The organism is uncultured Helicobacter sp., assembly GCF_937893305.1.
Classification (GTDB): Bacteria; Campylobacterota; Campylobacteria; order Campylobacterales; family Helicobacteraceae; genus Helicobacter_D.
The window spans coordinates 1-24,592 of record NZ_CALBGN010000010.1; the positions used below are offsets into that span (position 1 = coordinate 1).

At 33.4% G+C, this 24,592-nt stretch carries 26 protein-coding genes; all 26 read right to left on the bottom strand.

The window, feature by feature from the left end; genetic code table 11:
- Positions 1-551, bottom strand: a 551-nt coding sequence (locus Q0358_RS01395; protein ID WP_299546247.1) for a saccharopine dehydrogenase NADP-binding domain-containing protein, incomplete at its 3' end; no start/stop codon positions are given.
- 77 nt (positions 552-628) lie between these two features.
- Positions 629-1,117 (bottom strand): hypothetical protein, encoded by a 489-nt coding sequence (locus Q0358_RS01400; RefSeq protein WP_299546249.1) that lies wholly within the window; start codon positions 1,115-1,117, stop codon positions 629-631.
- Positions 1,117-1,698 carry a TPM domain-containing protein gene (locus Q0358_RS01405; RefSeq protein WP_299546251.1) on the bottom strand — a complete coding sequence of 194 codons (582 nt, stop codon included), beginning with the start codon at positions 1,696-1,698 and terminating at the stop codon, positions 1,117-1,119. Before Q0358_RS01405 ends, Q0358_RS01400 begins: the two co-directional genes overlap by 1 nt.
- Before the next feature lie 116 nt (positions 1,699-1,814).
- Positions 1,815-2,024 carry a DUF4006 family protein gene (locus Q0358_RS01410; protein WP_299546253.1) on the bottom strand — a complete coding sequence of 70 codons (210 nt, stop codon included), beginning with the start codon at positions 2,022-2,024 and terminating at the stop codon, positions 1,815-1,817.
- Between the two features lie 12 nt (positions 2,025-2,036).
- On the bottom strand, positions 2,037-2,918 hold the full coding sequence (locus tag Q0358_RS01415) for a c-type cytochrome (RefSeq protein WP_299546255.1): 882 nt from the start codon (positions 2,916-2,918) through the stop codon (positions 2,037-2,039).
- Positions 2,919-3,137 (bottom strand): cytochrome c oxidase, cbb3-type, CcoQ subunit, encoded by a 219-nt coding sequence (locus tag Q0358_RS01420; RefSeq protein WP_299546257.1) that lies wholly within the window; start codon positions 3,135-3,137, stop codon positions 2,919-2,921.
- 2 nt (positions 3,138-3,139) lie between these two features.
- Positions 3,140-3,823 (bottom strand): cytochrome-c oxidase, cbb3-type subunit II, encoded by a 684-nt coding sequence (gene ccoO / locus Q0358_RS01425; protein WP_299546259.1) that lies wholly within the window; start codon positions 3,821-3,823, stop codon positions 3,140-3,142.
- A 10-nt stretch (positions 3,824-3,833) separates the two neighbouring features.
- Positions 3,834-5,300: a cytochrome-c oxidase, cbb3-type subunit I gene (gene ccoN, locus Q0358_RS01430; RefSeq protein WP_299546261.1), complete on the bottom strand. Its 1,467-nt coding sequence runs from the start codon at positions 5,298-5,300 to the stop codon at positions 3,834-3,836.
- 153 nt (positions 5,301-5,453) lie between these two features.
- Entirely contained in the window at positions 5,454-6,479 is a 1,026-nt protein-coding gene (locus Q0358_RS01435; protein WP_299546341.1) for an ARMT1-like domain-containing protein, read from the bottom strand.
- Positions 6,480-6,482: 3 nt separating this feature from the next.
- The gene (locus Q0358_RS01440; protein ID WP_317381099.1) at positions 6,483-6,959 is read right to left on the bottom strand and encodes a DUF3972 domain-containing protein; all 477 of its coding nucleotides are present in this window, start codon (positions 6,957-6,959) and stop codon (positions 6,483-6,485) included.
- Between the two features lie 8 nt (positions 6,960-6,967).
- Positions 6,968-7,462, bottom strand: a complete 495-nt coding sequence (gene purE, locus Q0358_RS01445) for a 5-(carboxyamino)imidazole ribonucleotide mutase (protein ID WP_299546263.1) — start codon at positions 7,460-7,462, stop codon at positions 6,968-6,970.
- Between the two features lie 200 nt (positions 7,463-7,662).
- Positions 7,663-8,985 carry a hemolysin family protein gene (locus Q0358_RS01450; RefSeq protein ID WP_299546265.1) on the bottom strand — a complete coding sequence of 441 codons (1,323 nt, stop codon included), beginning with the start codon at positions 8,983-8,985 and terminating at the stop codon, positions 7,663-7,665.
- A 98-nt stretch (positions 8,986-9,083) separates the two neighbouring features.
- A complete protein-coding gene (locus tag Q0358_RS01455) occupies positions 9,084-9,998 on the bottom strand; it encodes a YihY/virulence factor BrkB family protein (RefSeq protein ID WP_299546267.1) in 915 nt (304 codons plus the stop codon).
- A gap of 6 nt (positions 9,999-10,004) precedes the next feature.
- Positions 10,005-10,844 (bottom strand): biotin synthase, encoded by an 840-nt coding sequence (locus Q0358_RS01460; RefSeq protein WP_299546270.1) that lies wholly within the window; start codon positions 10,842-10,844, stop codon positions 10,005-10,007.
- A 1-nt stretch (position 10,845) separates the two neighbouring features.
- Positions 10,846-11,247: a pyridoxamine 5'-phosphate oxidase family protein gene (locus Q0358_RS01465; protein WP_299546272.1), complete on the bottom strand. Its 402-nt coding sequence runs from the start codon at positions 11,245-11,247 to the stop codon at positions 10,846-10,848.
- A 2-nt stretch (positions 11,248-11,249) separates the two neighbouring features.
- On the bottom strand, positions 11,250-13,463 hold the full coding sequence (topA, locus tag Q0358_RS01470) for a type I DNA topoisomerase (RefSeq protein WP_299546274.1): 2,214 nt from the start codon (positions 13,461-13,463) through the stop codon (positions 11,250-11,252).
- Positions 13,464-13,536: 73 nt separating this feature from the next.
- The gene (locus Q0358_RS01475) at positions 13,537-14,385 is read right to left on the bottom strand and encodes a 3'(2'),5'-bisphosphate nucleotidase CysQ (RefSeq protein WP_299546276.1); all 849 of its coding nucleotides are present in this window, start codon (positions 14,383-14,385) and stop codon (positions 13,537-13,539) included.
- A gap of 164 nt (positions 14,386-14,549) precedes the next feature.
- The gene (locus tag Q0358_RS01480) at positions 14,550-15,077 is read right to left on the bottom strand and encodes a formyltransferase family protein (protein WP_299546277.1); all 528 of its coding nucleotides are present in this window, start codon (positions 15,075-15,077) and stop codon (positions 14,550-14,552) included.
- Between the two features lie 97 nt (positions 15,078-15,174).
- Entirely contained in the window at positions 15,175-16,848 is a 1,674-nt protein-coding gene (locus Q0358_RS01485) for an aminotransferase class I/II-fold pyridoxal phosphate-dependent enzyme (RefSeq protein ID WP_299546279.1), read from the bottom strand.
- 137 nt (positions 16,849-16,985) lie between these two features.
- Positions 16,986-17,972: an adenylyl-sulfate kinase gene (locus Q0358_RS01490; protein ID WP_299546282.1), complete on the bottom strand. Its 987-nt coding sequence runs from the start codon at positions 17,970-17,972 to the stop codon at positions 16,986-16,988.
- 103 nt (positions 17,973-18,075) lie between these two features.
- On the bottom strand, positions 18,076-18,579 hold the full coding sequence (locus Q0358_RS01495) for an adenylyl-sulfate kinase (RefSeq protein ID WP_299546284.1): 504 nt from the start codon (positions 18,577-18,579) through the stop codon (positions 18,076-18,078).
- On the bottom strand, positions 18,564-19,652 hold the full coding sequence (gene aepY, locus Q0358_RS01500; RefSeq protein WP_299546286.1) for a phosphonopyruvate decarboxylase: 1,089 nt from the start codon (positions 19,650-19,652) through the stop codon (positions 18,564-18,566). Before aepY ends, Q0358_RS01495 begins: the two co-directional genes overlap by 16 nt.
- On the bottom strand, positions 19,652-20,959 hold the full coding sequence (gene aepX / locus Q0358_RS01505) for a phosphoenolpyruvate mutase (RefSeq protein ID WP_299546288.1): 1,308 nt from the start codon (positions 20,957-20,959) through the stop codon (positions 19,652-19,654). Before aepX ends, aepY begins: the two co-directional genes overlap by 1 nt.
- A gap of 2 nt (positions 20,960-20,961) precedes the next feature.
- Complete coding sequence (locus Q0358_RS01510; protein WP_299546290.1) at positions 20,962-21,975, bottom strand: radical SAM protein; 1,014 nt, start codon at positions 21,973-21,975, stop codon at positions 20,962-20,964.
- Between the two features lie 35 nt (positions 21,976-22,010).
- On the bottom strand, positions 22,011-23,174 hold the full coding sequence (locus Q0358_RS01515) for an adenylyl-sulfate kinase (RefSeq protein WP_299546292.1): 1,164 nt from the start codon (positions 23,172-23,174) through the stop codon (positions 22,011-22,013).
- Between the two features lie 2 nt (positions 23,175-23,176).
- Positions 23,177-24,592 (bottom strand): hypothetical protein, encoded by a 1,416-nt coding sequence (locus Q0358_RS01520; RefSeq protein ID WP_299546294.1) that lies wholly within the window; start codon positions 24,590-24,592, stop codon positions 23,177-23,179.

Sequence of the window (24,592 nt, forward strand, 5' to 3'; positions counted from 1 at the left end):
TTAAAGTTTGTCGCAAACGCATAGCCGTGATCCCCTGCATTGCAATCCAAAATATCAATAGTGTGTATCTCATCAAAATAATGCTTTTGCGCATACGCACAAAACACATTTGTAACGCCCGGGTCAAACCCACTGCCAAGTAGCGCAAAAATCCCTGCTTGTTTATAGCGCGTATCATACGCCCACTGCTCTTTATACTCAAAATGCGCAGAATCTGGATGCTCATAATTTGCCGTGTCTAAATAATGCGTTTTCGTGCGGAGACAAGCTTCCATAATGGCTAAATCTTGATAAGGCAGGGCGACATTTACCACAAGCTTTGGGCGGTATTTTTCAATCAAAGCTACCACAGATTCCACACTATCAGCATCCACAGAATCTATCTCAATCTCACCTAAGCCTTTTTGGCGGATAGAATCTGCTATTGCCTTGCATTTATCTATCGTGCGAGAAGCTAAAATAATGCGTGAAAAGCTCTCTCTATTCATAGCCATTTTATGCGCTACTACGCCTCCAACTCCACCTGCACCAATTTGTAAAACACAAGCCATTTAAATCCCTTTAAAGTAAAATGCGCTATTTTACAAAACTTTACTTTAAATTAGGATTCCAACTTTTGACAATAAATTTAATCTTCCTTAACTAAATATTCCTGCGTAATGCAAAGAGAATCATTACCAATCTCCACCAAAGCTTCACTTTGATAACGCCCCTGTTTTTGCACCTCAAAATACTCACTCTGCCACAAACCATCTACAAGCTCTCCATTACCCAACGCTTTATCTTCTCTAGTTGTATTAGGGCGTGTTAAAAAAAACTTAACCTTAGCATTTGTTATAATCTTTTCATTTGTTTTATCACTAATACGCAAGAAAATCTGACGAAATTCTTTTGGGCTTTGTTTAGTTGCACCTTCAAAAACAATATGATACTGATTAAGCAATCTTGCACGCATTTGCGCAATCGCATTTGCATTTTCATCAATATATTGAGAATTCTGCTGACAAACCCCTTGCAACTCAACAGGATTTGAAATCGCAACTTTAAGTGTTAGCACAATTAATCCAACAACCACCATCGCAAGCAAAAAGATTCCAAGTGGCCAATAATTTTTCATCACTTTCTCCTTAAATACACAAACACAAATAGCAACAAAAGAACAAATAACATCACATAAAGCATCGTACGCACTGCAATTTGCACGCCTTTATTTTGCTTTGGAAAGCTATGCTCTAGCTCTACACTATGATACTCTGCAATCCTATCAGCCATATCCACAAAGCCATTCAACAAAAATGCTGAAATATTTTGCGGTGTCAATTCATCGTCTTTTTTAGGGATTAATGGGATAATATAATCCCAATACACTTCTTTTTTATCAAACATTTTTTCAACTTCTGGGCTTGTAATGATATTGATTTTTTTTTCAAACTGCGTAAAAAAAAGAAGTGCATAAGGAGATTTAAGATTTCTCACAAAAAAATATTCCTGCTCTTGAAGATTTTTTTTTCCTAAATTTTCAAGAGCAACAACATATAAAGAAACACCTGTTTTTTCATAAACTTCATCAGATAAAATCTCAATAAAACCAACTGTCTTATCAATAAGTTGATTTTGATTTTCTAGCACATAAGGCTTAGCAATCACAAATGAACAAAAAAATAGGGAAAAAAACCCTATTTTTAATCTTTTAAACATTAATTAGCCAACAAAAAGAAGCATATCGGGGATAAAAACAACAGCAATAGACACGATAATTGCAACAATATGGGCTACAAAAAGAATCTTTTCTAAACCGCTATATTTAATCATTGTCATTCTCCTTTTGGCGCATCTTTAAAATGTTGCGCATTTTCTTTGCTTGTCATTTGCAATGTATTTGCATTTTCAATAACATAAGGATTATTAGCTTGTGCTTTTTGTGTAACAACAGCCGCATAACCCAAACCAAACACAACACTAAGCAACAATACAACCGCTACGAAATATCCCAAAAGTCCATTAACTCCAAACAATCCGTTCATATACAAACCTCCTTAGTTTTTATCTGAATAGATAAAATGCGCTAAAGCTTCTTTTTGTTTATCTGTTAGCATTTGAGACTTGAAAGAAGGCATAATACCAATATGTCCCTTTTTCCCTTTCTCAAGCACTTCAGCAACAAAAGCTGGTGTTCCATACTTACTTAGATCTGGTGCCATACCGCCCATTCCTTTGCCATCATCTCCGTGACAAGCTGTGCAAGTTGCTGCACTAAATAGCTCTTTTCCTTTTGCCACAAGGTCAGGATACTTTGTCTTTTTAGTCTCCGAAATTTCTGCCATTACATACGCAGCAACTGCTTGATAATCTTCTTCTGTATTTAAAACTCCAGGTGCTGTTTCACTCATTGGCAACATATCTCCAAGCATATAACCTAGACCTTTGCTCCCCTCTTTCATTGTGCGAATAATCCCTTCTTCTCTACCCCACTCAAGTAAGTTTGCAGCTGTGCCATTAATCCCTTCTGTGGTAACTCCGTGGCACTGAGAACATTGCACCAAGTAAAGATTCTGTCCCATTTTTGTCAGTGTTTCTGCATCAATGTTTTGCCACTTTTCTTCAAATTTTGCATTGTATGCTTTTACTTCTTCATTGTATTCTCCAATTTGAGAGTAAGAATTCAAAGGATATCCAACAAACCAATACCATAATGCCCAAATAATAAGCACAAGATAAGTAACACCCCAACCAATAGGAATGTCATTTTTAAATTCTTTAATACCATCCCATTCTTCTTCTGCTAGCTCACCATCTGCTTTGCTATCCTTCATTTTTTTGATGTAACCACCCACAATGAAAATAGTCAAAGCTAAAATTACTACGGCTCCAGCTAATCCGAGCATATTTACGCTATCGCCTAAATTAAACCATTCCATTTAGCTCTCCTTCTTTTTGTCTTCTTGATTACGCTTTTCTATTAAACAATCATCTAACTCATCATCCAAGGCAAGTCTTGCATATTTTTCATAATCTATCTTTCCGCTTTTTTGACTTTTATATAAATGGTAGATATAAGCATACAACAACACCACCAATAACAGCGTGATAAACCAATACGCATAACCCTGGATAATTTGTATTGTTTCATATTCCACGACTAATTCGCCCTTCTTTTTTGTCCTAAACTATTAAGATATGCAATTAATGCAACAATTTGCTTAATTTCACCTCTCTCTAATGCAGCTTTAATTTCTGGATCTTTCATATCCTCTGCTAAAATCTTAGCTTCTGCTAAAATTTCCGCTCTAGCAGCTTCTAAATCCCCTAGCTTTGGATTATTTTCTGTATCATAAGGCACAGCAAACACAACTTTTTGCGTATAAGCTTCTGCGTATACGGTATCCACATCAACATTTTTCTTATATAGGTGCGCATACGCTGGCATAATAGATCCCGGAACGACTGCTTCTGGATTTAACATATGCTCTTCATGCCAATCTGTCGTTCTGTAATCTCCAACACGATGTAAATCTGGACCTGTTCTTTTTGAACCCCAAAGAAAAGGTCTATCATAAGCATATTCACCACTTAAACTATATGCGCCGTAACGATCTGTTTCTGCTTTAAAAGGGCGCACAAGTTGAGAATGGCAAGCATTACAACTCTCCGCAATATAAATTTGACGCCCTGCAGTTTCTAAAAGCGTATAAGGCTTAAGATTCTCTGTTGGGCGTGAAGCTTTTGCAAAATCAGGCAAAATCTCAACTAATCCCGCAATTGAAAACACCAATAAAAACACAACCGTAAAGAAAAACGGATTTTTTTCTAACCAATGAAACATCACAATCCCCTTATGCTGCCATAGGCGTTGCAAATCTTGGTTCTTTTTCAAGAGTTTTGCTAGCCACAATTGTCATAACAATGTTATAAGTAAAGATAATAAATCCAATTAAATACATTGCTCCGCCAATCGCACGAATTGTATAATAAGGCATTAATACAGTTACTGTATCAATAAATGAATATGCCAAACTTCCGAATTCATCAGTTGCTCTCCACATCATACCTTGCGTAATTCCTGCAATCCACATACTCGAGAAGTAAAGAATAATTGCCGTTGTTTGAATCCAAAATTGAATATCCATAAGCTTCTTAGAATAAATTTCACGCCCAAATAAACGTGGTGTCATATGATAACAAGCCGCAATGATTGTAAAACCAACCCAACCTAAAACTCCATCATGCACATGTCCTACAATCCAATCTGTAAAGTGAGCTAACGCATTAACGGATTTGATAGACTGAATTGGACCTTCAAGAGTTGAAAGCATATAGAAAGTTGAAGCAAGAATAAGAAATTTAATCAATGGAGATTCTTTTAATTGGTGCCATTGTCCTTTCATTGTAAGAAGCATATTAACTGCTGTTCCCCAAGAAGGCAAAATCAACACAACTGAAAAAATTGAACCCATTGTTTGCATCCAATCAGGAACCGTGGAATAAAGCAAATGGTGGCTTCCAGCCCAAATATAAACAAACATTAAGCCCCAAAATGAGAATAATGTCAATTTATAAGAAAAAATTGGCTGTCCAGATTCTTTTGGCAAAAAATAATAAATCACCCCAATAATTCCGGAAGTAAAAACAAATGCAACCGCATTGTGTCCAAACCACCATTGCACCATTGCATCATTTGTTCCTGCATAAAGAGAAATAGAATGCCACATTGAACCTACACCTGAGATCAAATAAGTTGGCACAGAAAGATTGTTAAAGATATAAAGCGCAGCAATTGCGACAAAAGTTGCGATGAAATACCACAAACTAATATAAATTGTTTGCTCGCGTCTTACACCCATTGAACCAAACAAACTAACACCCCATAATACCCACACAACAACCACTAATAAATCAAGAGGCCAAACTAATTCAGAATATTCTTTAGATTGTGTAAGTCCAGCAAACAAGCTTATCACTGCTAAAGCCATAAGTGCGATATAAATCCAAAAATGTAAGTGTCCAATCACCTTTAAAAAGGGATGTTCATTATAAGAGATTTTTAAAACTCTTTGCCCCAAATAATACCAAGCCGCCCAAATACCGCTTAATGTGAATCCATAAATAATTCCATTTGTATGTAAAGGTCTCAATCTTCCAAATGTTCCAAACTCACCAGCAAGATAATTAAGGTTTGGAAAAGCCATTTGAAAAGCGATCACAACACCCAACAATAATCCAACAATACCAAACGCAATCGTTGCAAAAAGAAATAATTTTGCAATGGAGTAATCATACTCTAACGCAGGATTTGATTGCATATATGCTCCTTCCTTTAAGATTTCCCTTAAAACTTTTACAGAGAATCTCGTAATTTTATAGAATTTCACATAATCACTAGCTTAAAAATGGTTAATATTTAGCTAACCAAAGATTAGAAATCTTACAAATTGTTATTCTAAAAACAAGAAATTTCATATCTTTTGTTCTAAAAATGGAGAAAAAAACACAAAATCCCCTAAATTTTTCTTTAAATAATTACGCACCACATTGCATTTAATCTTAAAGAGTAAAAACACACGGCAATCGCTTCTAGCAAAAGATTCCATAGATTCAAAATTTCCCATTCCCTTTGCTAAGACAACATCTACTTTTTTGTAAATCTCTTTGGCATTTATGCTTGCTAAATCCTCTATAAAACCTGGACTTAAGACTCCGCTATCAATAACTTTACAAAGACTAAATAATGCAGAATCGCTATTTTGCAAATCTCTTAATGTAATATCATTAATGATTTCAGCACCCCGCACAAAATAATAAATCTCCAAACTTGGATATAAAGCCTTCAATGCAACAATCAAAATTTCATCAAACTCATTTTCTCCAGCATTGTCGCCAATAAACGCTATCTGTTTTGCATTTTCTAACTTTTTCATAAAGGATTCCAACTCAAAATATGCAAAATGTGCTTTTAAAATCTTTTTAGATTCCAACTCTAAATCAAAACTACATTGCGCTCCATAGTCAATCACATTACCAAGCACACAAATGCGCACTGCATATTCTAAAATCTCTTTAGCACTACAATCTTTCTTTAGCATTGTCTCTAAATTCTTCATAAAGCCTTGCTTGTAAATTTTAGCTTGTGCGATACTCTTTGTTTTGACTTCCAAATAAGGTGAAGGATTTTTTAAAATCTCTGCAATTTTTTCATAAACTAAAACTGCAAGCAGTGTAGGTGGAATCTCAAAATCACCACACAATGCGATTCCTTTATCTTTGAAAAATACACACAATTGCTCTTTAAGTTTTGATATATCTTTAATGCTTAGAGCAGAAAAATTAGAAGAGTTTTCTAAAAATTTTTGAAAATCTTCTAAACCCTCAAAAACTGCGCTAATAGCCTTTAAAACATTTTGCTCTAAAGCATTATTTTGAAGTTTTGCAGTAAATTGTGCTTGTTTTAACAAGCACTCAAGGCAAGCGTATTGTAAATTAATGGTTTATTCCTTTGCTTTGACATCAATTGCCTTGCCCCACATTAGACGATATTTACGCTTTAAAAACTCAATTTCTTCTTGTGCTGCACGCAATTGTTCGCGCAAAATCGCAATAGTTTTTTTATCATCTTCATACACTTCTTGTGTATTAAAAAGCGCATCTTTTAGAAATTGATTTTCATTTTTTACACTTGAAATCGTTTCTTCTTTGGAGCTAACAACCTTTTCGTGTAAGCTTAAAATCGTGCCAATAGTTTTCTCTACAAAATCACTATCCACAGACATATTTGTAGAATCTGCAAGCATTATAGCATTACCTGCACTCTTCACAAGTGCTTGTGTGCCACTACTTGCATCAATTAAAAATTCTCCATTTTCTTGCTTGCTCTTTAGCGTTCCATTTGCTACCATTTCTAGGACTTTTTCTTTGTCTAAATGTGCAAGCTTTGCAAATTCCTCCAACCCAACCCAAGATTCCATAATATTCCTTATAAAATAACTTCAATCTCGCTAGAATCTAGCTCAACATTTTTTGCTTTCATTACACGATCTTCTTTAAGTTTTTCTCCAAGCTCTGTATCAGCAAGTGCTAAAATTTGCATTGCCAAATACGCACTATTTACAGCACCTGTTTTTCCAAGCGCAAGTGTTGCTACTGGCATACCAGAAGGCATTTGAACAGTGGATAATAAAGAATCTAAACCATCTAATGCGCCCCCTTTTAATGGCACACCAATCACAGGCTTTGTCGTCATTGAAGCCACAGCACCCGCCAAATGCGCTGCCATTCCAGCAGCCGCAATAAAAACTTTAGCACCCTTTTCTTCTGCATTTTTAACATATTCTTTTGTGCGATTTGGGCTTCTGTGCGCTGATGAAATAATCACTTCATAAGGCACATCAAATTTTTTTAAAACCTTAATACATTCTTCCATTACAGAATAATCACTTTTGCTTCCCATTAAAATTGCAACAAATTCCATCTTCTCTCCTTTACAATGCTGTGAGCGAAATTCCTAGACCAAATAAAAATCCACCCACTAAAACATACAAAAAAACATACAAAAAAACATACACAATCATCGGCAACAAAACAAGCCACCAAGACCACTGAATTTTATTAGCTAATTTTAAACTAATAAATAAAACTTGCAATAATACTAAAAATAAATCAAGCATCCACTTATTCTTCGTTTAAAAATGGCTTTTTTGTAGCCTTTAATCGCACAATCCTAGCCCCTTCTGTTGCTAAGACTTCATACTCACAATACTCATCATCAATAATATCGCCAACTACTGGCATTCTCTCTAAAAGGTTAAAGACATACCCACCAATGGTAACTTGCTCTGTGTCATCTTCAAAAGTGATTCCAAGCACATCAGCTACTCGCTCTAAATCAAGCATACCATCAAAAGAATAAGAATCTTCACTGATTTTGTGATAATCATCGCTTTTTTTATCGTGCTCATCACTAATATCACCCATCACTTCTTCTAAAATATCTTCCATTGTCAGCAAACCTGCTGTTCCACCATACTCATCAACAACAAGTGCAGTGTGGATTTGACGGCGATTCATTTGATTAAGAATATTTGAAATTGATGCACTCTCAGGGACGATAATCATTTCACGCACCAAGCTTTCCAATTCTTTTGAAGGATTGTTACTCAACATTGTTTCAAGCAAATCCCTTAAATGCACCATTCCTATAATATTATCTTTTCCTTCTTTGCAATAAGGATAACGCGTGTGCTTTGTAGTTGTTACAATCTGCATATTCTCTTCATAAGTGTTATCATCATATAAACAAATCATATCTTTTCTAGGCGTCATAATCTCTTTTGCCATTGTATCTGAGAAACTTACAGCATTTTGAATAATTTCATTTTCAATCGTATCTAAATATCCACCCTTTAAACTCTCACCTACGATGATTTTTAATTCTTCTTCAGAATGCGCACTTTCTTCCCCTTCGCTTGCAGGCTTAATGTGCATTGCGTGCAAAATAATCGTAGCAATAAAATCAAAAATCTTAATAACTGGATAAAACACAATCCAAAAAATATGCAAAGGGCGCGCAACAAGCAACACAGCCTTTTCCGCCTTAGCAATGGCAATAGACTTTGGCACAATCTCTCCAACAACAACATGTAAAAGCGTAATAAAACTAAATGCAATCACAAAACTCACAGAATGTAGCAATACAGGATTATCTCCAATAAAATATTTAAAAGGCGTTTCTAACAATCTAGCAATAGCAGGCTCACCAATCCAACCAAGTCCAAGAGATGAAAGCGTAATTCCAAGCTGTGTTGCAGAAAGATAGGAATCTAATTTTCCAGTAATTTTTAGTGCAAGTTTTGCGCCACTTACTTCACGCTTTGAAAGCTCTTCTAAGCGTGAGCGACGAATCTTAACAATTGCAAACTCTGAAAGCACAAAAAAACCATTTAATAAAACAAGAAACAACGCGAAAATTGACAAGAGAAACGACTCAATTTCCAAAAAAACTCCTTTAAGTTCAAAGAAAAATTTTATTATTTTAGCATAAATTTAATAGCAAAACTTAAATTTCTAATGTTTTCTTGCATTTATCTCTTACTTCAACTCTCTTGATTTTGAGATTCCAACTCTTTAACAAACATCTCATCAATCCCACGACTTAAACTCATTCCAAAAAGCAAAATCGCCCAAGAAAGATACACCCAAATAAACAAAAACAACACAATGCTAAAAGAACCATAAAGCGTTAAATATGCCTTATTGTAAAACACATAATACACAAATCCCCATTTGCAAAAAGACCACAAAAGTGCTGTAATCAAAGAACTTAGCAAGGTATTCTTTGTGCTGATTTTTGTGTTTGCTGAAATTTTAAAAAGCATAAAAAATACAATCCAAATTAAAAAATACGGAATCAGTCTAAATAGCCAAGCCAAATATGTGCTATAACCCAACCCATCCAAATACGCATACGCCTTTGCGCTAAGAAAGATAGAAAAAAGCACACCTAATGGAAAAAGCGTCATACAAGTCCAATACACAGATAAAGAATCCCAAAACCCACGCCCTTTGGAGTGAAAAATTTTTGTCGTAATGTTTTGATAGTTTCTAAAAAACAAAATAGAAGTGATGAAGGCATATAAAAGCCCCATTCCACCAAGCTTCGTAGAGTTTTTTAAAAATCCATCTAAATATTGCAAAAATATATCAGAATGCGTAGGAATAAAATTCGCAATAATGAGACTTTTAAAACTTTCAATATATTCTTTAAAGTCTGGCAATGTTGCCACAAGTGAAAATACCACAAGTAGCATTGGTAAAAGTGCAAAAATTGTATAAAAACTAAGGCTTGAGGCAAAATAAAGCAAATCGCCTTTTAAAAACACATATAAATAACGCACAAGCACCCAAAGCTTATCTCTAATCTCTTGAAATAACCTTAAAGTCCATAATCTTTTAAAGCGCGAAATTAACAGATCTTTACTCTTTTCTAGTTTTTTAGAAGTCTCTAACATAATATTTTATTCACAACTTGTTGCGATTCCATATCCATAATTCTTAATGCGTTCTACTTCATCTTTTGGAGTGTTTCCTTTAGTAGTAAGATAATCCCCTAATACAACCGCATTAATTCCACACTCAAAAAGTGCCTTTTGATCCTCTTTAAACACTTTCTCTCTACCTCCTGCAATCATTAATCTTGCATTTGGCAAATACTCCCTTGCTAATTTGACACATTCTAATGCTTCTTCTTGCGCTAGAATCTTTTGTGTAAGAGGTAATGCAGGATTTGAAATAAAGAAATTAATCGGCACGCTATGCGGAGTTAGCGTTTGTAGCGCATAGAGCAAATCCATTCTATCTTGCCAACTCTCTCCCATTCCAAAGATTCCACCACTACATAACCCAAGACCTGCTTTTAAAGCATTTTCACAGGTTTCATAACGCTCTTCAAAACTATGTGTAGAACAAATTTTTGGAAAAAAGTTGCGACTTGCCTCAAGATTATGATTATAGCTTGCAATTCCTGCATTTTTAAGTTCTATTAAAGCCTCAACACTTGCAATCCCGCTGCAACCAATTAAATGCAAATGCAATCCAGAATCCACAATCGCCCTTGCAGCTTGTGCAATATACTCCACGCGCTTACTATCTAACTCTCTCCCGCTTGTTACAAGACAAAACCCTAGCGCACCGTTTTCGCTTGCTCTTTTTGCTTCTTCTAAAATTTGTGGAATCGGTTTGTATTTATAGCGTTCAATATCAGCATTATACTTCGCACTTTGTGTGCAATACGCACAATCTTCTGCGCAACTCCCACTTGAAACATTACAAATTGTGCATAAAAAAATCTCTTGCATTTTAGCCCTTTAACACTTCATTGCGACCATTAAAACTTTGAATTTTAATACTAGGCTCATCAAAGTAAAACACTGCAAAATCAGGATTTTCAGGATTTTTATAAATCTCTTTAACTACAGGATACTTTTCAAACATTTTCTTTTTTATCTCTATATTTTCATCAAACACGGCTTTTGCACGGATTCTAATCCACATATTCTTTCCATCATATGCACTAAGTTCAATCCCAGAAAAATTTTGAATATGCTTATAGATTCCTTTTTTCTTAGAAGTGCAAGCATAAAGCTTCTCATCATAATATAAAGGAGATTGCATAGGACGCACACGTGGATTACCACAAGTTCCCTTTGTTGCTAAAAACCCTACATTATTATCTAAAAAATCTAAAATTTCTTGTGTCATTTTTATCCTTTATCATCAATGCGTTCTTTGCACGCACTGCATTCTAAAATCGGTTTTTTACGAAATGTCCGCCTTAGCATCACACTATTGCATTTTGGACAAGTGTGCTGTGTAGGTGGAAAATTTGCAATAAAATCACATTTTGGATAATTCTTACATCCATAAAACTTCCCACGCCGACTCATTCTCTCTAAAATATCTCCCCCACATTTTGGACATTTAACATCCTCTAAAACTTGAGGTTGCGCTTTAGACCCATTTAAAGCCTTTGTGTTTTTGCACTCTGGATACCCACTACAAGCCAAAAACTCTCCATTTCTACCGCGTTTTTTTACCATTGGTTTGCCACATTTTTCACAAACCCCTAAATCTTCATCGCTAGTTTCTTGTTCTTTTTTAATGTATTTACACTTAGGATAACCACTGCACCCTACAAATTCTCCAAACCTACTTTTTCTTTGCACAAGATCTTTACCGCATAGCGGACAAGACTCACCAGTTGGAATCGCAATCTTTTGACTTGCAATGCTTGTTTTGCCTTCACTCACTTTTTGAATAAAAGGCTCATAAAACTCCCATAAAAGTTGCTGCCAATCCTGTTTAGATTCTGCAATAGCATCAAGACGCTCTTCTAAAGTTGCTGTAAATTTAGAATCTACAATTTCATTAAAATGCGCCTCTAAAAGCTCCACCACCTTAAAAGCGACTTCTTTAGGTTGGATTTGTTTTTTCTCAATGCTAATATATTCTCTTGAAGTCAATAGCGCAATTGTTGGAGCATAAGTGCTTGGACGCCCAATCCCTAAAGACTCCAATGTTTTAATCAAGCTTGCTTCAGAATATCTTGCTGGAGGCTCTGTTTGATGTTCATTAGCGACGCATTTTTCAAGCTTAATTTCTTCATTAATCTTAAATTCTGGGAGCAATTTATCCTTATCTTCACTACCAAGCACACGATAAAACCCATCAAATACAAGTTTTCTACCATTAATTTTAAGTTGTGCAGTTTTACAAGTTATCAAAATGCTTTGTGATTCAAATTCTGCATCTTGCATTTGTGAGGCTAAGAATCGCTTATAAATTAGAGTATAAAGCTTAAGCTCATCTCCTTTTAGATATTGTGCTGCAATTTGTGGCGTGAAATCCATTAAAGTTGGACGGATTGCTTCGTGTGCTTCTTGCGCGCCTTTTGCTTTTGTGGTATAGACTTTTGGCTTTGTTGGCACATATTCTTTACCATAAGTTTTAGCAATAAGCTTGCGTGCTTCATCTTGCGCGACTTTTGCAATATTTAAGCTATCTGTTCTCATATAAGTAATCACACCCATTGAACCTTGATGTGTCATCACCCCTTCATAAAGCTTTTGGGCTGTTTGCATTGTTCGTGATGGGGAAAATCCCAGCTGTGAGCTTGCGCTTTGTTGTAATGTAGAAGTCATAAATGGAGGGGGAGTAGTTGTTTTTCTTCGTTTTGTTTCAAGGCTTTGAATCTTAAAACTTTCTGTTTTTAGCACAGATACAATCTCTTCTGCCTCTATGTAATCTTGCAAGGTCAGCTTATCAATCTTTTTACCCTTAAACTCCACAAGTTCGGCCTCAAGGATACTTTTATCTCCATTTTTTTTAAACACGCTTTCAATGCTATAATAAGTTATGGGCTTAAAATTTAGAATCTCTTTTTCTCTATCCACAATAATTTTTAACGCACTACTTTGCACGCGTCCAGCACTTAAGCCTCTTTGAATCTTAGAAGCAATCAATGGACTTAAACGATAGCCTACGATTCTGTCTAATAAACGCCTTGCTTGCTGCGCATTAACTCTATCCATATCAATATGGCGTGGATTTTTTAGAGCCTCCTTAATAGCGTTTTGCGTGATTTCGTGAAAGACAATTCTAGGAAGTTTATTGGGATTTTTGCCAATAGCAGTTGCGATATGATAACCTATTGCTTCCCCCTCTCTATCCTCATCGGTTGCGATATAGATTTCTTTTGCATCTTTTGCAAGCTTTTTTAGCTCATTCACAACTTCTTTGTGAGAAGTATCAATTGTATATTCTGGGATAAAGGTTTCATTTTCAATTTTAATTCCAAAAGTATGCTTAGGCAAATCCCTAATATGCCCTTTTGACGCGATAACATTATATGCATCACCTAAGAAATTCTTTATTGTTCGCGCTTTTGTTGGAGATTCCACAATGATTAGATTCTTCAAATGCTCCGCCTTAATTGTATTTTGCTAATCATACAAAAATTTACTCCAAAATTTCAAGGCATTGCATAAACTACTAAAAATCAGTGTTTAAAATATCTTGATAAATTTCTTTACCTACTTGACTCTTTGCAAATGCGACAAAATGGTTATTTCTAAAACTCTCTTTATTATAAGCTAAAGGTTTTTTACTCACACAATCCAACACTACTCCACCGCTCTCTTCTAGCACAATCTCACACGCCGCAATATCCCACTCGCTCGTGCCATTAAAACGCGGATAAATATCTGCTTCTCCTTTGGCTAAAGCACAAATTTTAAGCGATGAACCATACTTTTGCACTTTTAAATGATATTTACTAATAAAGTCCTGTGTTGCTTGTGTGCTATGAAATACAGAATCACACGCAATAATTTGCTTTTCTTGTGCGATTCTCTCACCATTTAAGCGGATTTTGTTTTGCTCTAGCCAGGCTAGATCTAACATCCCTTTTTGCCAAGATTCTTCTAAAGATTTTACATCATAATCAAAACTACCAAAGTCTTTTAGGGCGATATAAAGCTTAGAAAACGCTGGAGCATACACCACGCCTAAAATGGGACGATTTTTATAAATTAATGCAATATTTATCGTAAAGCCTCCATTTTGTGCCAAAAAATCCTTTGTGCCATCAAGTGGATCAATAAGCCAAAAATATTCTAAACCCTTGCGTTCTTCATACTCCAACACAGCTTCTTCAGAGCACACCTTATATGAAGAAATTTCTTGCAATTTTTGCATGATTAAAGCATTGGATTCTAAATCTGCCTTTGTTAAAGGTGAAGAATCTTGTTTTAAATCAAAATCTTCTAAACCATAATATTTTAAAACCACATCTCCTGCTTCTAGCGCAATTAAAGCAGTTTTATAAAGCAAACATTCCATAGCATATTCCATTCCAAACTAAATTTTATTTTTAATTGTATCCCAAATCTTTCTATCCATTAAAAACAATTCTTCTCCATCTTCTAGTTTTAATCGCAAACCATCATAATGTGGATACCACATAGCTCTAATTTTTTTAACAATTTCTTTAGAATCTAAATTTTTCAAATCTTCAATAGAGATAAGTTTCTCTTCATTAAGCCTTTCTCTACTATAATATCTCCCCCCCCCCCCCCGCAGGCTATTTTTGGAGTTTTTTTTTGAGAAAATGACATTATACTCCCTTCTCTGATCATAAATACAATTTTCTTAAAAGCATTAATTCCTACTTCCTCCCAAATATATTCCACAATTTCTTTTCCTGTCTTTTCATAATCTAAAATAAATTTTTCTATTAAAATTATCTCTCCGCAATCAAACTTTTCATTCACAAAATGTGCCGTCATCCCCCATTCTTTCTCATTATTTGCCATTCCATAATATAATGTATAACAACCTTTATAATCAGGTAATAATCCAGGATGAAAATTAATACAATATCGCACTGAAGAAAAAACTTCTCTTGGAATGTAATGGACATAACCATAAGAAAAAATCACATCAATGTCTTTGTATGCTGGTAATTCTTGTTTATCTACAATTAATAATTGATGATTTTTGCATATTTTTTTTGATATTCTGAAATTAAACATTCTCCAAAACAAACACCAAATATTTGAAAATCATTATCCTGCAAAATACCAATAATATTCTCTATTTTAATACGACAATCAGTCAATAAAATCGCTTTCAAAACTTATCCTGAAAAAAATTTTTTAAAATTAAAATTAATTCTTTATTTAAATGATTGTCCTTGACAGCTAGTCTAAAAAATCTACCACTTTTTAAGCCGATTTTATTAGAACAATCTTTGATTAAAAAATTATTTTTAAAACAAAAAATTGCCAATTCTTTAACATTAATATTTTCATTTTTTATACAACATAAAACATAATTACTTTGAGAATCAAAAACTTCTATCTGTTTTATTTTTCTTAATTCATTAATAAAATTTTTTCTAGTTTCTATTAATATCTCACAGGATTTTTTATATTCCTTTGTATATTTAACTATAATTTGTAAAAAATATTCTGCAATAGAATTAATATTCCAAATAGAACATTTATCTTGTATTTTTCTAAGAATTTCTTTATTTGAGTTGGCAAGAATTCCAAGTCTAAGCCCTGCAACTCCATAAGATTTTGAAATACTTTTTACAAGAATTAAGTTAGGATATAAAATTAATTTCTCATTTTCTAAAAAGGTATAATAATGCTCTGCAAAGTCCATAAAAGATTCATCTAAAACAACATTAACATTATGCTCTTTTGTCCAATTTAAAATTTCTTCCAAATCTTTTTTAGGAAGCAAAAAACCGCTAGGATTATCAGGTGCTATAATTAGTATTGTTTTGATTGACTCTTTAGAAATAAATGTAATAAGTTCTGATGCATTATATATTAATCCAGTTTTTACTTCAAATAACACGGGCTCTTTTGCGCAATTAACATATTCCTCAAAAGTTGGCACTATAAAACCTATCCTGCCCTCTAAAGTCGTCATTAATGCTTTAATTAATTCACTAGCTCCATTACCAACTAATAAAAACTCTTCTTTAATATTAAACATTGTCTCGGCTAATGTTTGTATAACTTTTGCTCCTGATGGGTAATTTATCATCAAACTTCTCAACATTAATTCCATCTCTTCTATAAGTTTAGGAGTTGGAAAATAAGGATTTACCAAATAACAGTAATCATTAATTTTAGGAAATCTCCAATATCCACCATAATTTTTTTCTAACATTTCATAACTTTTACTGAAATCAGAAAACATTATATTAGAAATTGCAAGATCATTTGGATTATCAATTTCATACCACAAATCACTATCCACAATCTCTGCCTTCAAGACCCATCCATGATTAACAATATCTTTCAAGGCTCTCTCATAATAAAATTCAATTTGATTATTTTTAATATAATCCTCTAAAATAGGAATATAAAAATTCTGTATCATTTCCTTGGAAAACTTATAAATATTAGCTGTTTTATAATATTTATCAATCTCTTTAAAATCAAATTCATCTTTAAAGATTATTTTTTTTACTCTATATTCTTCATCAATCATTACAACAGATCCATCCATCCAAGATTCATCGCGTGATACTAATGCAAAATTATCAGATGTTGCATTAAATATTTGTTTTATTACAGAATCATCAAAAACTAAATCAGATTCAAATAAAAATATATCATCATTTAAATATTTTTTAGCACTATATAAAGAATAAATATTATTTGCACAATGATATTTATCGTTATACACAAAATCAATCAAAATATCTAAAGGTAAATCTAAACTACTAATGTAGTCTTTTAACACCTTATCCAAATATCCTGTAACAATAACAATATGCTTCAATTTTCCATATTTTATAATTTGTTTTATAATCTTTCTACAATTGTGATTCCACCCACCTCCACCATACATTTTGGTATATTTTCAGTATATTTTTTAAGTCTTCTTCCTACACCTGCCGCTAAAATTACCGCTTTCATTTATTGGTCCTTTACAGCAATCAAATCTTTTTTAAAACCAAATCTTGTCCTCCTAAAACCACATTTTTCAATCCAAAATCTATGAGCCTTCTCTCTTACGATACCACTTTCTAAAGAAATTTCATTATATCCATTTTCATAAGCAATTCTCTGCATTATTAAAAACATCTTTTGTCCATATCCCATTTTTCTCACATGACTAGACACAACAAAATCACTAATAAATAAACATTCTTTATGATACAAAAGATACGAAGGCATAAACCCACATAGCCCTATTAATTCTTTATTATCATAAAACATTAAAAACCTAAATTGCATTGTTTTATTTAAAAGCAGGACTCTAGAAGTAAAATCTTCTAAACTCAAATAAGGGCGAAACTCTTGCATAATTCTATAAGATTCTTTGATTGATAGAGGAGTATGTGCAAACTTTACCTGCAAACTTAAATTCTCAGGAATAGATAAAGAAAACAAGAATTCCATAACCTTCTGATGCAAAACATCAACTTTAGATTCCAAATTTTCACATTTAGAATTATCAATAATAAAATCTGCAGCAGGAAAATCACAAGCTATATCTACACCATAAACATTTTTAATCTCTCCCTTTAAAGCCCTACTATAAAGCTGTTTTTGATCTCTTTTTACAAGCTCATCAAATGGGCAATCAACCAAAATTTCAAAATATTTTTCAAAAATATCTCTATTGCTTGTAAAAATTTCTTTTTGCATTGTAGCAAAAGAAACCACTACAATACAGCCACCATCAACAAGCATTGAACAAAGTTTTTGTGAGCGATATACTAAATTTAATCTACCTTCTCTACTATAATTAAAATCATTATAAATACTTCTTAAATGGTCTCCATCTAACAAAACCACACCATTAAACTGCTTCTTTAATCTTTCTACAAGCGCACTTGCCAATGTGGTTTTGCCGCTTCCACTAAGCCCACATATCCAAACTACAGCACCAAGACTCATACCGCAATACCACTTAAATTAATAACTGCAATTATAGATAAAAATAAGAAAATGGCTAAAAAATAATCCCCCCCCCCCCCGACAGTCAAACACACAAATACTCTTACGCATTAAATTCCTTAAATTTTTCTATTATTTTTTCACAAGCGCGATTTATATCAAAATTATCCTTAAAAACTAAGTGGCTATTTTTTGGCAATTCCACACTTTGATTAAGCCCTGCCATATCCAATGTATTAAATTTATAAAAATCTTTTGGATCTCTTTGTTTGCGAACTTCTGTTGAAACCTCCAAATAAACTTCTAAATAGTTCTTAAAGTTTTCTGCGTTAAATGCTCTTATTTTATCAAACATAGAAATCGTTGATAATACCACAACAAACCCTTGATCTACTAGCACTTTAGCAACTCTCACATAATACGAAGCCATATTAAAACGCCCATGTATAGAGTAGTCATTATTCACTACACATTCACGCAAAGTATCCCCATCTAACAAAACAGCTTTAATCCCAAATGTACTCTTAATGCTTTTTACTACTTCTCCTGCCAAAGTTGTCTTACCTGAACCACTAAGTCCAGTAATATAAACTAACGCCCCTTGCAAAACTCTTCCTTAAGCTTTAAGATCTCCTTTGGTCTTCCAAGATTTGCACGCGTCTGTTTTTTCACCTTAACTTCTAAAAACACTAAACCTTGCATTTGTAGAATCTCTTTTAAAGTTTTTTGTAATTCTTCTAAACTCTCCACACTAAGTGCATAATCATATCCACAAGCATAAGCTAATTCTACTAACTTTATATTACCAACATTAGTTGCTTGCCCACCTACACTATCGTGCGCACAATTATTTAACACAATATGATAAAAATTAGCCCCCTTAAAACTCGCAAGAGAACCCATATGCATAATAAACGCACCATCTCCATCAAGGCACACGATTTTTTTAGCTAAATATTTCGACAAAATAAATGCTAGAGAACTTGCATATCCCATAGACCCTACTACTAAAAAATCACTACTATGATCTTGATTCTTAAACTCCCTTAACTCATAACACTCCCTAGAAATCATCCCTGTCGTAGTAATAAATTTTGCACCTTTAAAAACATCTTGAATAAGACTAATTGCTTCTTCTCTCACCAAAGAAAAGGAATTTGTGCTTTGTGGGAGAGACACCTTATCAAAGGTATTTTTCTCAATCAAAAAAACAACTGTTCCACCACTTTCTTTACAATATTGCAAAGCCATATCAATTTGCTCTTTTGCTTGATTGATCTCTTTTGATAATATTAAAGTTTTAATCCCACAAGCAATTAAGATTTGTTCTGTTACTTCACCTTGTTTTAAATGCTGTGGCTCGTCATCAATACCCCCTCTAAGCCCAATAAATAGAATTAATGGAATCCTATAAACTTTAGGATCTGCCAAAGATAAAAGAGGATTTATAACACTACCTAAACCGCTATTTTGCAAATACACAAGTCCAATCTTAGAAGTCGCTAAATGATACGCACAAGCAAAAGCTACTGCTTGCCCCTCTGTTGCTGTGGTATAAAAATCCTTTTGCATTTCTTTCTCAAGTGCCTGATTTAAAGGCTTTAACAAACTATCAGGAACTCCCGCACAAAACTCTATTCTATCTTTTAAAAATCTTGCAAACTCTAAAGTATCTAGCATTAATTTCCTTCAATTAAATTAATAATCTCTAGTGCTGAAATATAATGCTTATCCGCCTCCAATGCTCTTTTGTGTTCTAAAATAGATAAAGCAGTATTTTTCATCGCTGTATAAGATGCTCTTAAGAGTTGATTTGCATACACCACGATATTAACTCCAGAATTTTTTAAATCCTCTTCACTCAAAATAGGATAATTAGTAGGCACCGCCATTAATGGCTTGCGATTAACAAAAGTATTGTAGATCTTACAAAACTCTAAAATCTCTTGTCCATCTTTTTTGCGTGAGTGAATCATAATTCCATCAGCCCCAGCTTCTATATAAGCTTTCGCGCGCAAAATTGCATCATCCATTCCTACTTCTAAGATTAAACTTTCAATTCTTGCAATGATCATAAAATCATTTGTTAGTTGCGCTTGTTTTCCTGCTTTGATTTTTGCACAAAAGTTCTCAATGGAATCTTGTGTATGTTTAGCAGATTCCCCCTCACACAAAGAATTTTTCTTTAACCCTATTTTATCCTCAATAACAACAGCACTCACTCCTAATCTCTCTAGGCGTTTAACCATCATTGCAAAATGCGGAATCTGAGAACCTGTATCTCCGTCATAAATAATAGGTTTTGTAGAGACTTCTAAAATATCATTAACTGTAGCAATCCTTGAAGTTAAATCTACAAATTCAATATCTGGCTTGCCCTTAGAGCTAGAATCTGTAAGAGAACTTAACCATAAAAAATCAAAAGTCTGATTAATACCATCATTATCTTTTATAGAAGCTTCTTCTACAATTAATGCACTCATTCCACTATGAGATTCAATTCCGCGGATTAAAGGTTTGGCTGCTAAAGCTTTCTTTAAAGCCCCTAGTCTCACTTGTGGCAAAATCCCTAATTCTTTTAAATTTTTGTTCAGTTTCGTAGAGGAAATATCTTTTGTATATTCTGGCTCTACAACTTTTCCGCCCCAAGATTCCATAAGAACAATTGCTTTTTGCCTTTCTTCATTTAAAGGTCCTGTATTCCAATCGCTACCATGAACAAGAAAATCTGGTTTATATTTTTTTAAGTTTGCGCGATAATCTTTCTCATCTTGCATAACAACTTCATCAACGCCTTTTAGGGATTCCACAATCTGTTTGCGTTGCTCATAGTTCATCAGTGGCACTCTTTTATAACTAGCAATTGCTTGATCGGAAAAAAGTCCAACCATTACATAACCTAATTTAGCAGATTCCTTAATAATATTTAAATGCCCGGGATGAATAATATCTGCTGCCATTGGCACATACACTAGCTTTTTATCCATACCTATCCTTTAAATAAGCAAGTATCACAAAGCTTCGTGCAGCTCAAATCACCATTCTTATGCGCTTCTCTTAAAGCCTGCATTCCATTAGAGTGCCAAATCTCATATAAAGAATTATCATAAATATTGCCTACTGCAATATGTTTTGCTCTATGTGAAGCACAGGGGACTGCTAAACCATCTCCGTGTATAAAAATAGATTCAAAAGGATAAGAACAGCTCTGCTTCCCAGCAATAGGGGCATCAGAAATTGCCACACTCCTTTCATCATCAAAAGGAGAAATCGGCACATAGCGTTGCACAGATACATAATCCGCCTTATCTACCCAAAAATTCTTAAATGCTTCTAATTCGTGCTTATTTTTTTCTTGCAATAAAAAACTCACACGCACAATAGGCAACTCTCTACCAAGCTTTGCGCGTAAATTTAAAAAAGTGTCTATGTTTTTTAAAACTTTTTTAAAATCTAATCCAACTCTAATTTTTTTATAAGTCTCTTCTGTAATTGCATCAATACTAAAATTCATTCTTGTAACACTTGTATCAAGAATTTTTCTACTCATTTCTTCTGTCAAAAGAGAAGCATTAGAATTAAAATGCACATCCATAATATTTTGCTTAGTGCTAATATATTGCAAGCGTTCGATAATATCGTGATCTAATAAAGGCTCATTTGTTTGAGAAGGAGCAACAGATGGACATTTATGCTCATCACATTCATCCACTAAGCGTTTAAATACATCAAAAGGCAAGTATCCTTCATATCCATAATCTGCCCTTAAATCAGCGTGTCCATGCACACACATTGTGCATCTTGCATTACATTTGAATTGATTTTCAAATCTTACAAAAAGTGGAAAATCATTCAAAATATGCTTTGAAGCATCTGCCCATTTTTTTCTATAATCTAACCATTTTTGTCCATATTTTTTGACAAAAATCGCATCTACATCTTTTTTTGAATTATTAACAACTCTTCCAGCTGAAGTTGATTCTTGTTTAATTGCATCTTTCATCTTTATCCTTCTTTAGCTAAAGAAGGATAAAGATTTTATTTTTGCGCAATGACCCTTATAAAATAATCATCTTCATCTCTAAAGGGAGCAAAACCTTTATCTTCCTTAGCATAAATAATGTTAAAATCTTTTAGCTCTTCTAGGAGCATATCAAATTTCAAAAATCTTCTATAATGATTTTCAAAAATAAACGCATCTTTCTCATCAATGACTGGAATGCCCATTCTATAAAGAGAATTTTTGTGTCCCCTTACCTCCATAGCAAAAAGACCGTCATCTTGTAAATGATTTCTAACCCATTCAAACACTCTATTTTGTTGATTTTGAGTAATAGAATGCAAAGTAAAACGCGAATAGACTATGTCATAAGCCCCCCCCCCCGCAGAAGAACATAGATCTAACTTAGTAAAATCTGCACACTGAAATTTTAATGAGTGATTTTTATACTGCTGAAGAAAAGCAATCACATTATCACACTGATCTACTCCAAGAACTTTAAGATTGTTTTTAGCAAAATATAAGCTATCCCTACCATTTCCACACCCAAGCTCAATCAAAGATTGACCGCTTTTAAAATAATTTTTCATGCAAAATGCTGCAAAATGACTTTCCTTTTCGGCTTGCATATGATTTGTATAAAACTGATACCAATACCCCTTATCACTTGCCTCATAAACTTTTGCTAAAAACTTATCCACCTCTTTCCTTAATAATTGCTGATTGTATTCTAAATTTTCTTTTTGATTATTGTTCAACACGCAATGTGCCTTAGGCACCACAAAAGGAATATCTACTCCCATTACATTGCAAATTGCATTGCTTTGAATTTTACTATAAAGATTTTTCTTATCTCTTTTTCTTAACTCTTCCATTGAACACTTTACAAAAACTTCAAAATAATGTGGGATATTTTGACGATTCATAAAATAAATTTCTTCAAATAGTGAAATCGTAGCGCATACAACTATCATACCATTAGAAGATAAAAATGAACAAAGTGCAGAGATTTTTTTAGCAACTCTCAATCTTCCATTTGCTGTAAAATCTGGCTCTTCTTGAAATATACTACGAAAAACATCGCCATCCAATAAAACAACATTATCTCTTTCTTTTTTAAGAGATAAATATAAATCTTGCGCATAAGTTGTTTTCCCAGCACCCGCCAAACCACAAATCCAAATCACCGCACCTTTTTGCATTCCTACTCCTTGCAAAGCCTATTAATAAACTTGCTTAAATATTCACTAGAGCTTCTGATATTATACACTTGCTCTTCTCTAAACTTTCTTATTTGATTCTCAAATGTGCTAGAATCTCTAATACCTACCACAATATTTTTTAAGTCGCCAAAGTTATCAATCACAATATTTACCTCCTTTGAATACAAATGGATTCCACCTAAAACTCTTGTGCCAAACTTTCTTTGATTTGGCATATAAACAATTGCAGGCTTAAGATAAGTCAATGGATAAGATACCCCCATAGAACTCTCATCAGTTAAAAGAGCAAAGCTGCTATTAATATAAGAATTTAAATAACTTGAAGTTTCATCAAAAATAAAATTTTTATGCAAACACCAATTTGCAATTTCTTTATGAAATTGCTGATGTTGCTGTTCTCTTAAATTAGGATGCAGTCTGCAAACAACTTTAATCCCAAGATCTAAAATAGCATTAAGAGATTCCATAAATTCCTTAGAAATAAAATTTGATAAATACGAAGGAGCAAATAGCAAATAAGGACTTAATGCTTTTTTCTTTATTCTATGTAATGCCCAATCTAAACTAGGACAACCACCCTTAATAATTTTAGTTTTAAGATTAAAAAAACTCTGTGCTTTAAGCAAAAGTTTAAAATCATTTAGCGTGTGCGCAACAACATAATGGCACCTATCCATTCTCTCTTTTTTTAAACTTTCTAATACAAAGCTCTCATTTGTGCGATGCAATGTATATTGTAAAGCTTCATTAAAGTTATGCCCCAAATGCACAATAATTGTTTTGCAAGTCTCTAATTTAACTAGTGGCAATGGAGTATTTATAGATAATAGAACTTTCAATTTTGGAAAAATACTATAATACATAGGATGTGAAATCATTGCAAAATTTTCTTTAATTTTATGTTTTGCTAAATCATATGCTTTTAAAGAATTACAACAATACACCAAAGGAAAAGAAATTCTCTCATCAATGTCCCCAATATGTTTATTATCTTTTGTGTAACCTATCATCGTAATCCCAACACTTAATCCACAAATCTCTTCTAATGGCTTTAATGATTCTCCAATAAGTTTTAAATGAACATTTAGAGATTCTTTAAGACTATTCAAGCCGCTATCACTCAAATAATCCTGAAAGTGAGCTAAGAGCAATGTCAATGCTCTTTGGTAATCGCAAAACTCAATCTTTAAAATCTTATTTTCTCTTTCGACTTTTGGAAGATTTCTCTCCAGGACCCCACACATACAATTTATAATAAAAGTTAATGCACATTTATACCCCCCCCCCTCCACATCATTTTGATAGTCTAAAACTACATCTTGTGGAATCTTAATCTTAAGAAGATCAGCGATTTTATAATACTGCTCAACCTTATGTTTGCCAATTTTATCTATCAT

What these genes read in the sequence shown, in the direction of transcription:
- Q0358_RS01400 (WP_299546249.1), bottom strand. Translation starts at nt 1,117, where the DNA reads ATGAAAAATTATTGGCCACTTGGAATCTTTTTGCTTGCGATGGTGGTT.
- Q0358_RS01405 (WP_299546251.1), bottom strand. Translation starts at nt 1,698, where the DNA reads ATGTTTAAAAGATTAAAAATAGGGTTTTTTTCCCTATTTTTTTGTTCA.
- Q0358_RS01410 (WP_299546253.1), bottom strand. Translation starts at nt 2,024, where the DNA reads ATGAACGGATTGTTTGGAGTTAATGGACTTTTGGGATATTTCGTAGCG.
- Q0358_RS01415 (WP_299546255.1), bottom strand. Translation starts at nt 2,918, where the DNA reads ATGGAATGGTTTAATTTAGGCGATAGCGTAAATATGCTCGGATTAGCT.
- ccoO (WP_299546259.1), bottom strand. Translation starts at nt 3,823, where the DNA reads ATGTTTCATTGGTTAGAAAAAAATCCGTTTTTCTTTACGGTTGTGTTT.
- ccoN (WP_299546261.1), bottom strand. Translation starts at nt 5,300, where the DNA reads ATGCAATCAAATCCTGCGTTAGAGTATGATTACTCCATTGCAAAATTA.
- Q0358_RS01440 (WP_317381099.1), bottom strand. Translation starts at nt 6,959, where the DNA reads ATGGAATCTTGGGTTGGGTTGGAGGAATTTGCAAAGCTTGCACATTTA.
- purE (WP_299546263.1), bottom strand. Translation starts at nt 7,462, where the DNA reads ATGGAATTTGTTGCAATTTTAATGGGAAGCAAAAGTGATTATTCTGTA.
- Q0358_RS01455 (WP_299546267.1), bottom strand. Translation starts at nt 9,998, where the DNA reads ATGTTAGAGACTTCTAAAAAACTAGAAAAGAGTAAAGATCTGTTAATT.
- Q0358_RS01460 (WP_299546270.1), bottom strand. Translation starts at nt 10,844, where the DNA reads ATGCAAGAGATTTTTTTATGCACAATTTGTAATGTTTCAAGTGGGAGT.
- Q0358_RS01465 (WP_299546272.1), bottom strand. Translation starts at nt 11,247, where the DNA reads ATGACACAAGAAATTTTAGATTTTTTAGATAATAATGTAGGGTTTTTA.
- Q0358_RS01475 (WP_299546276.1), bottom strand. Translation starts at nt 14,385, where the DNA reads ATGGAATGTTTGCTTTATAAAACTGCTTTAATTGCGCTAGAAGCAGGA.
- Q0358_RS01480 (WP_299546277.1), bottom strand. Translation starts at nt 15,077, where the DNA reads ATGTTTAATTTCAGAATATCAAAAAAAATATGCAAAAATCATCAATTA.
- Q0358_RS01490 (WP_299546282.1), bottom strand. Translation starts at nt 17,972, where the DNA reads ATGAGTCTTGGTGCTGTAGTTTGGATATGTGGGCTTAGTGGAAGCGGC.
- aepY (WP_299546286.1), bottom strand. Translation starts at nt 19,652, where the DNA reads ATGCTAGATACTTTAGAGTTTGCAAGATTTTTAAAAGATAGAATAGAG.
- aepX (WP_299546288.1), bottom strand. Translation starts at nt 20,959, where the DNA reads ATGGATAAAAAGCTAGTGTATGTGCCAATGGCAGCAGATATTATTCAT.
- Q0358_RS01510 (WP_299546290.1), bottom strand. Translation starts at nt 21,975, where the DNA reads ATGAAAGATGCAATTAAACAAGAATCAACTTCAGCTGGAAGAGTTGTT.
- Q0358_RS01515 (WP_299546292.1), bottom strand. Translation starts at nt 23,174, where the DNA reads ATGCAAAAAGGTGCGGTGATTTGGATTTGTGGTTTGGCGGGTGCTGGG.
- Q0358_RS01520 (WP_299546294.1), bottom strand. Translation starts at nt 24,592, where the DNA reads ATGATAGATAAAATTGGCAAACATAAGGTTGAGCAGTATTATAAAATC.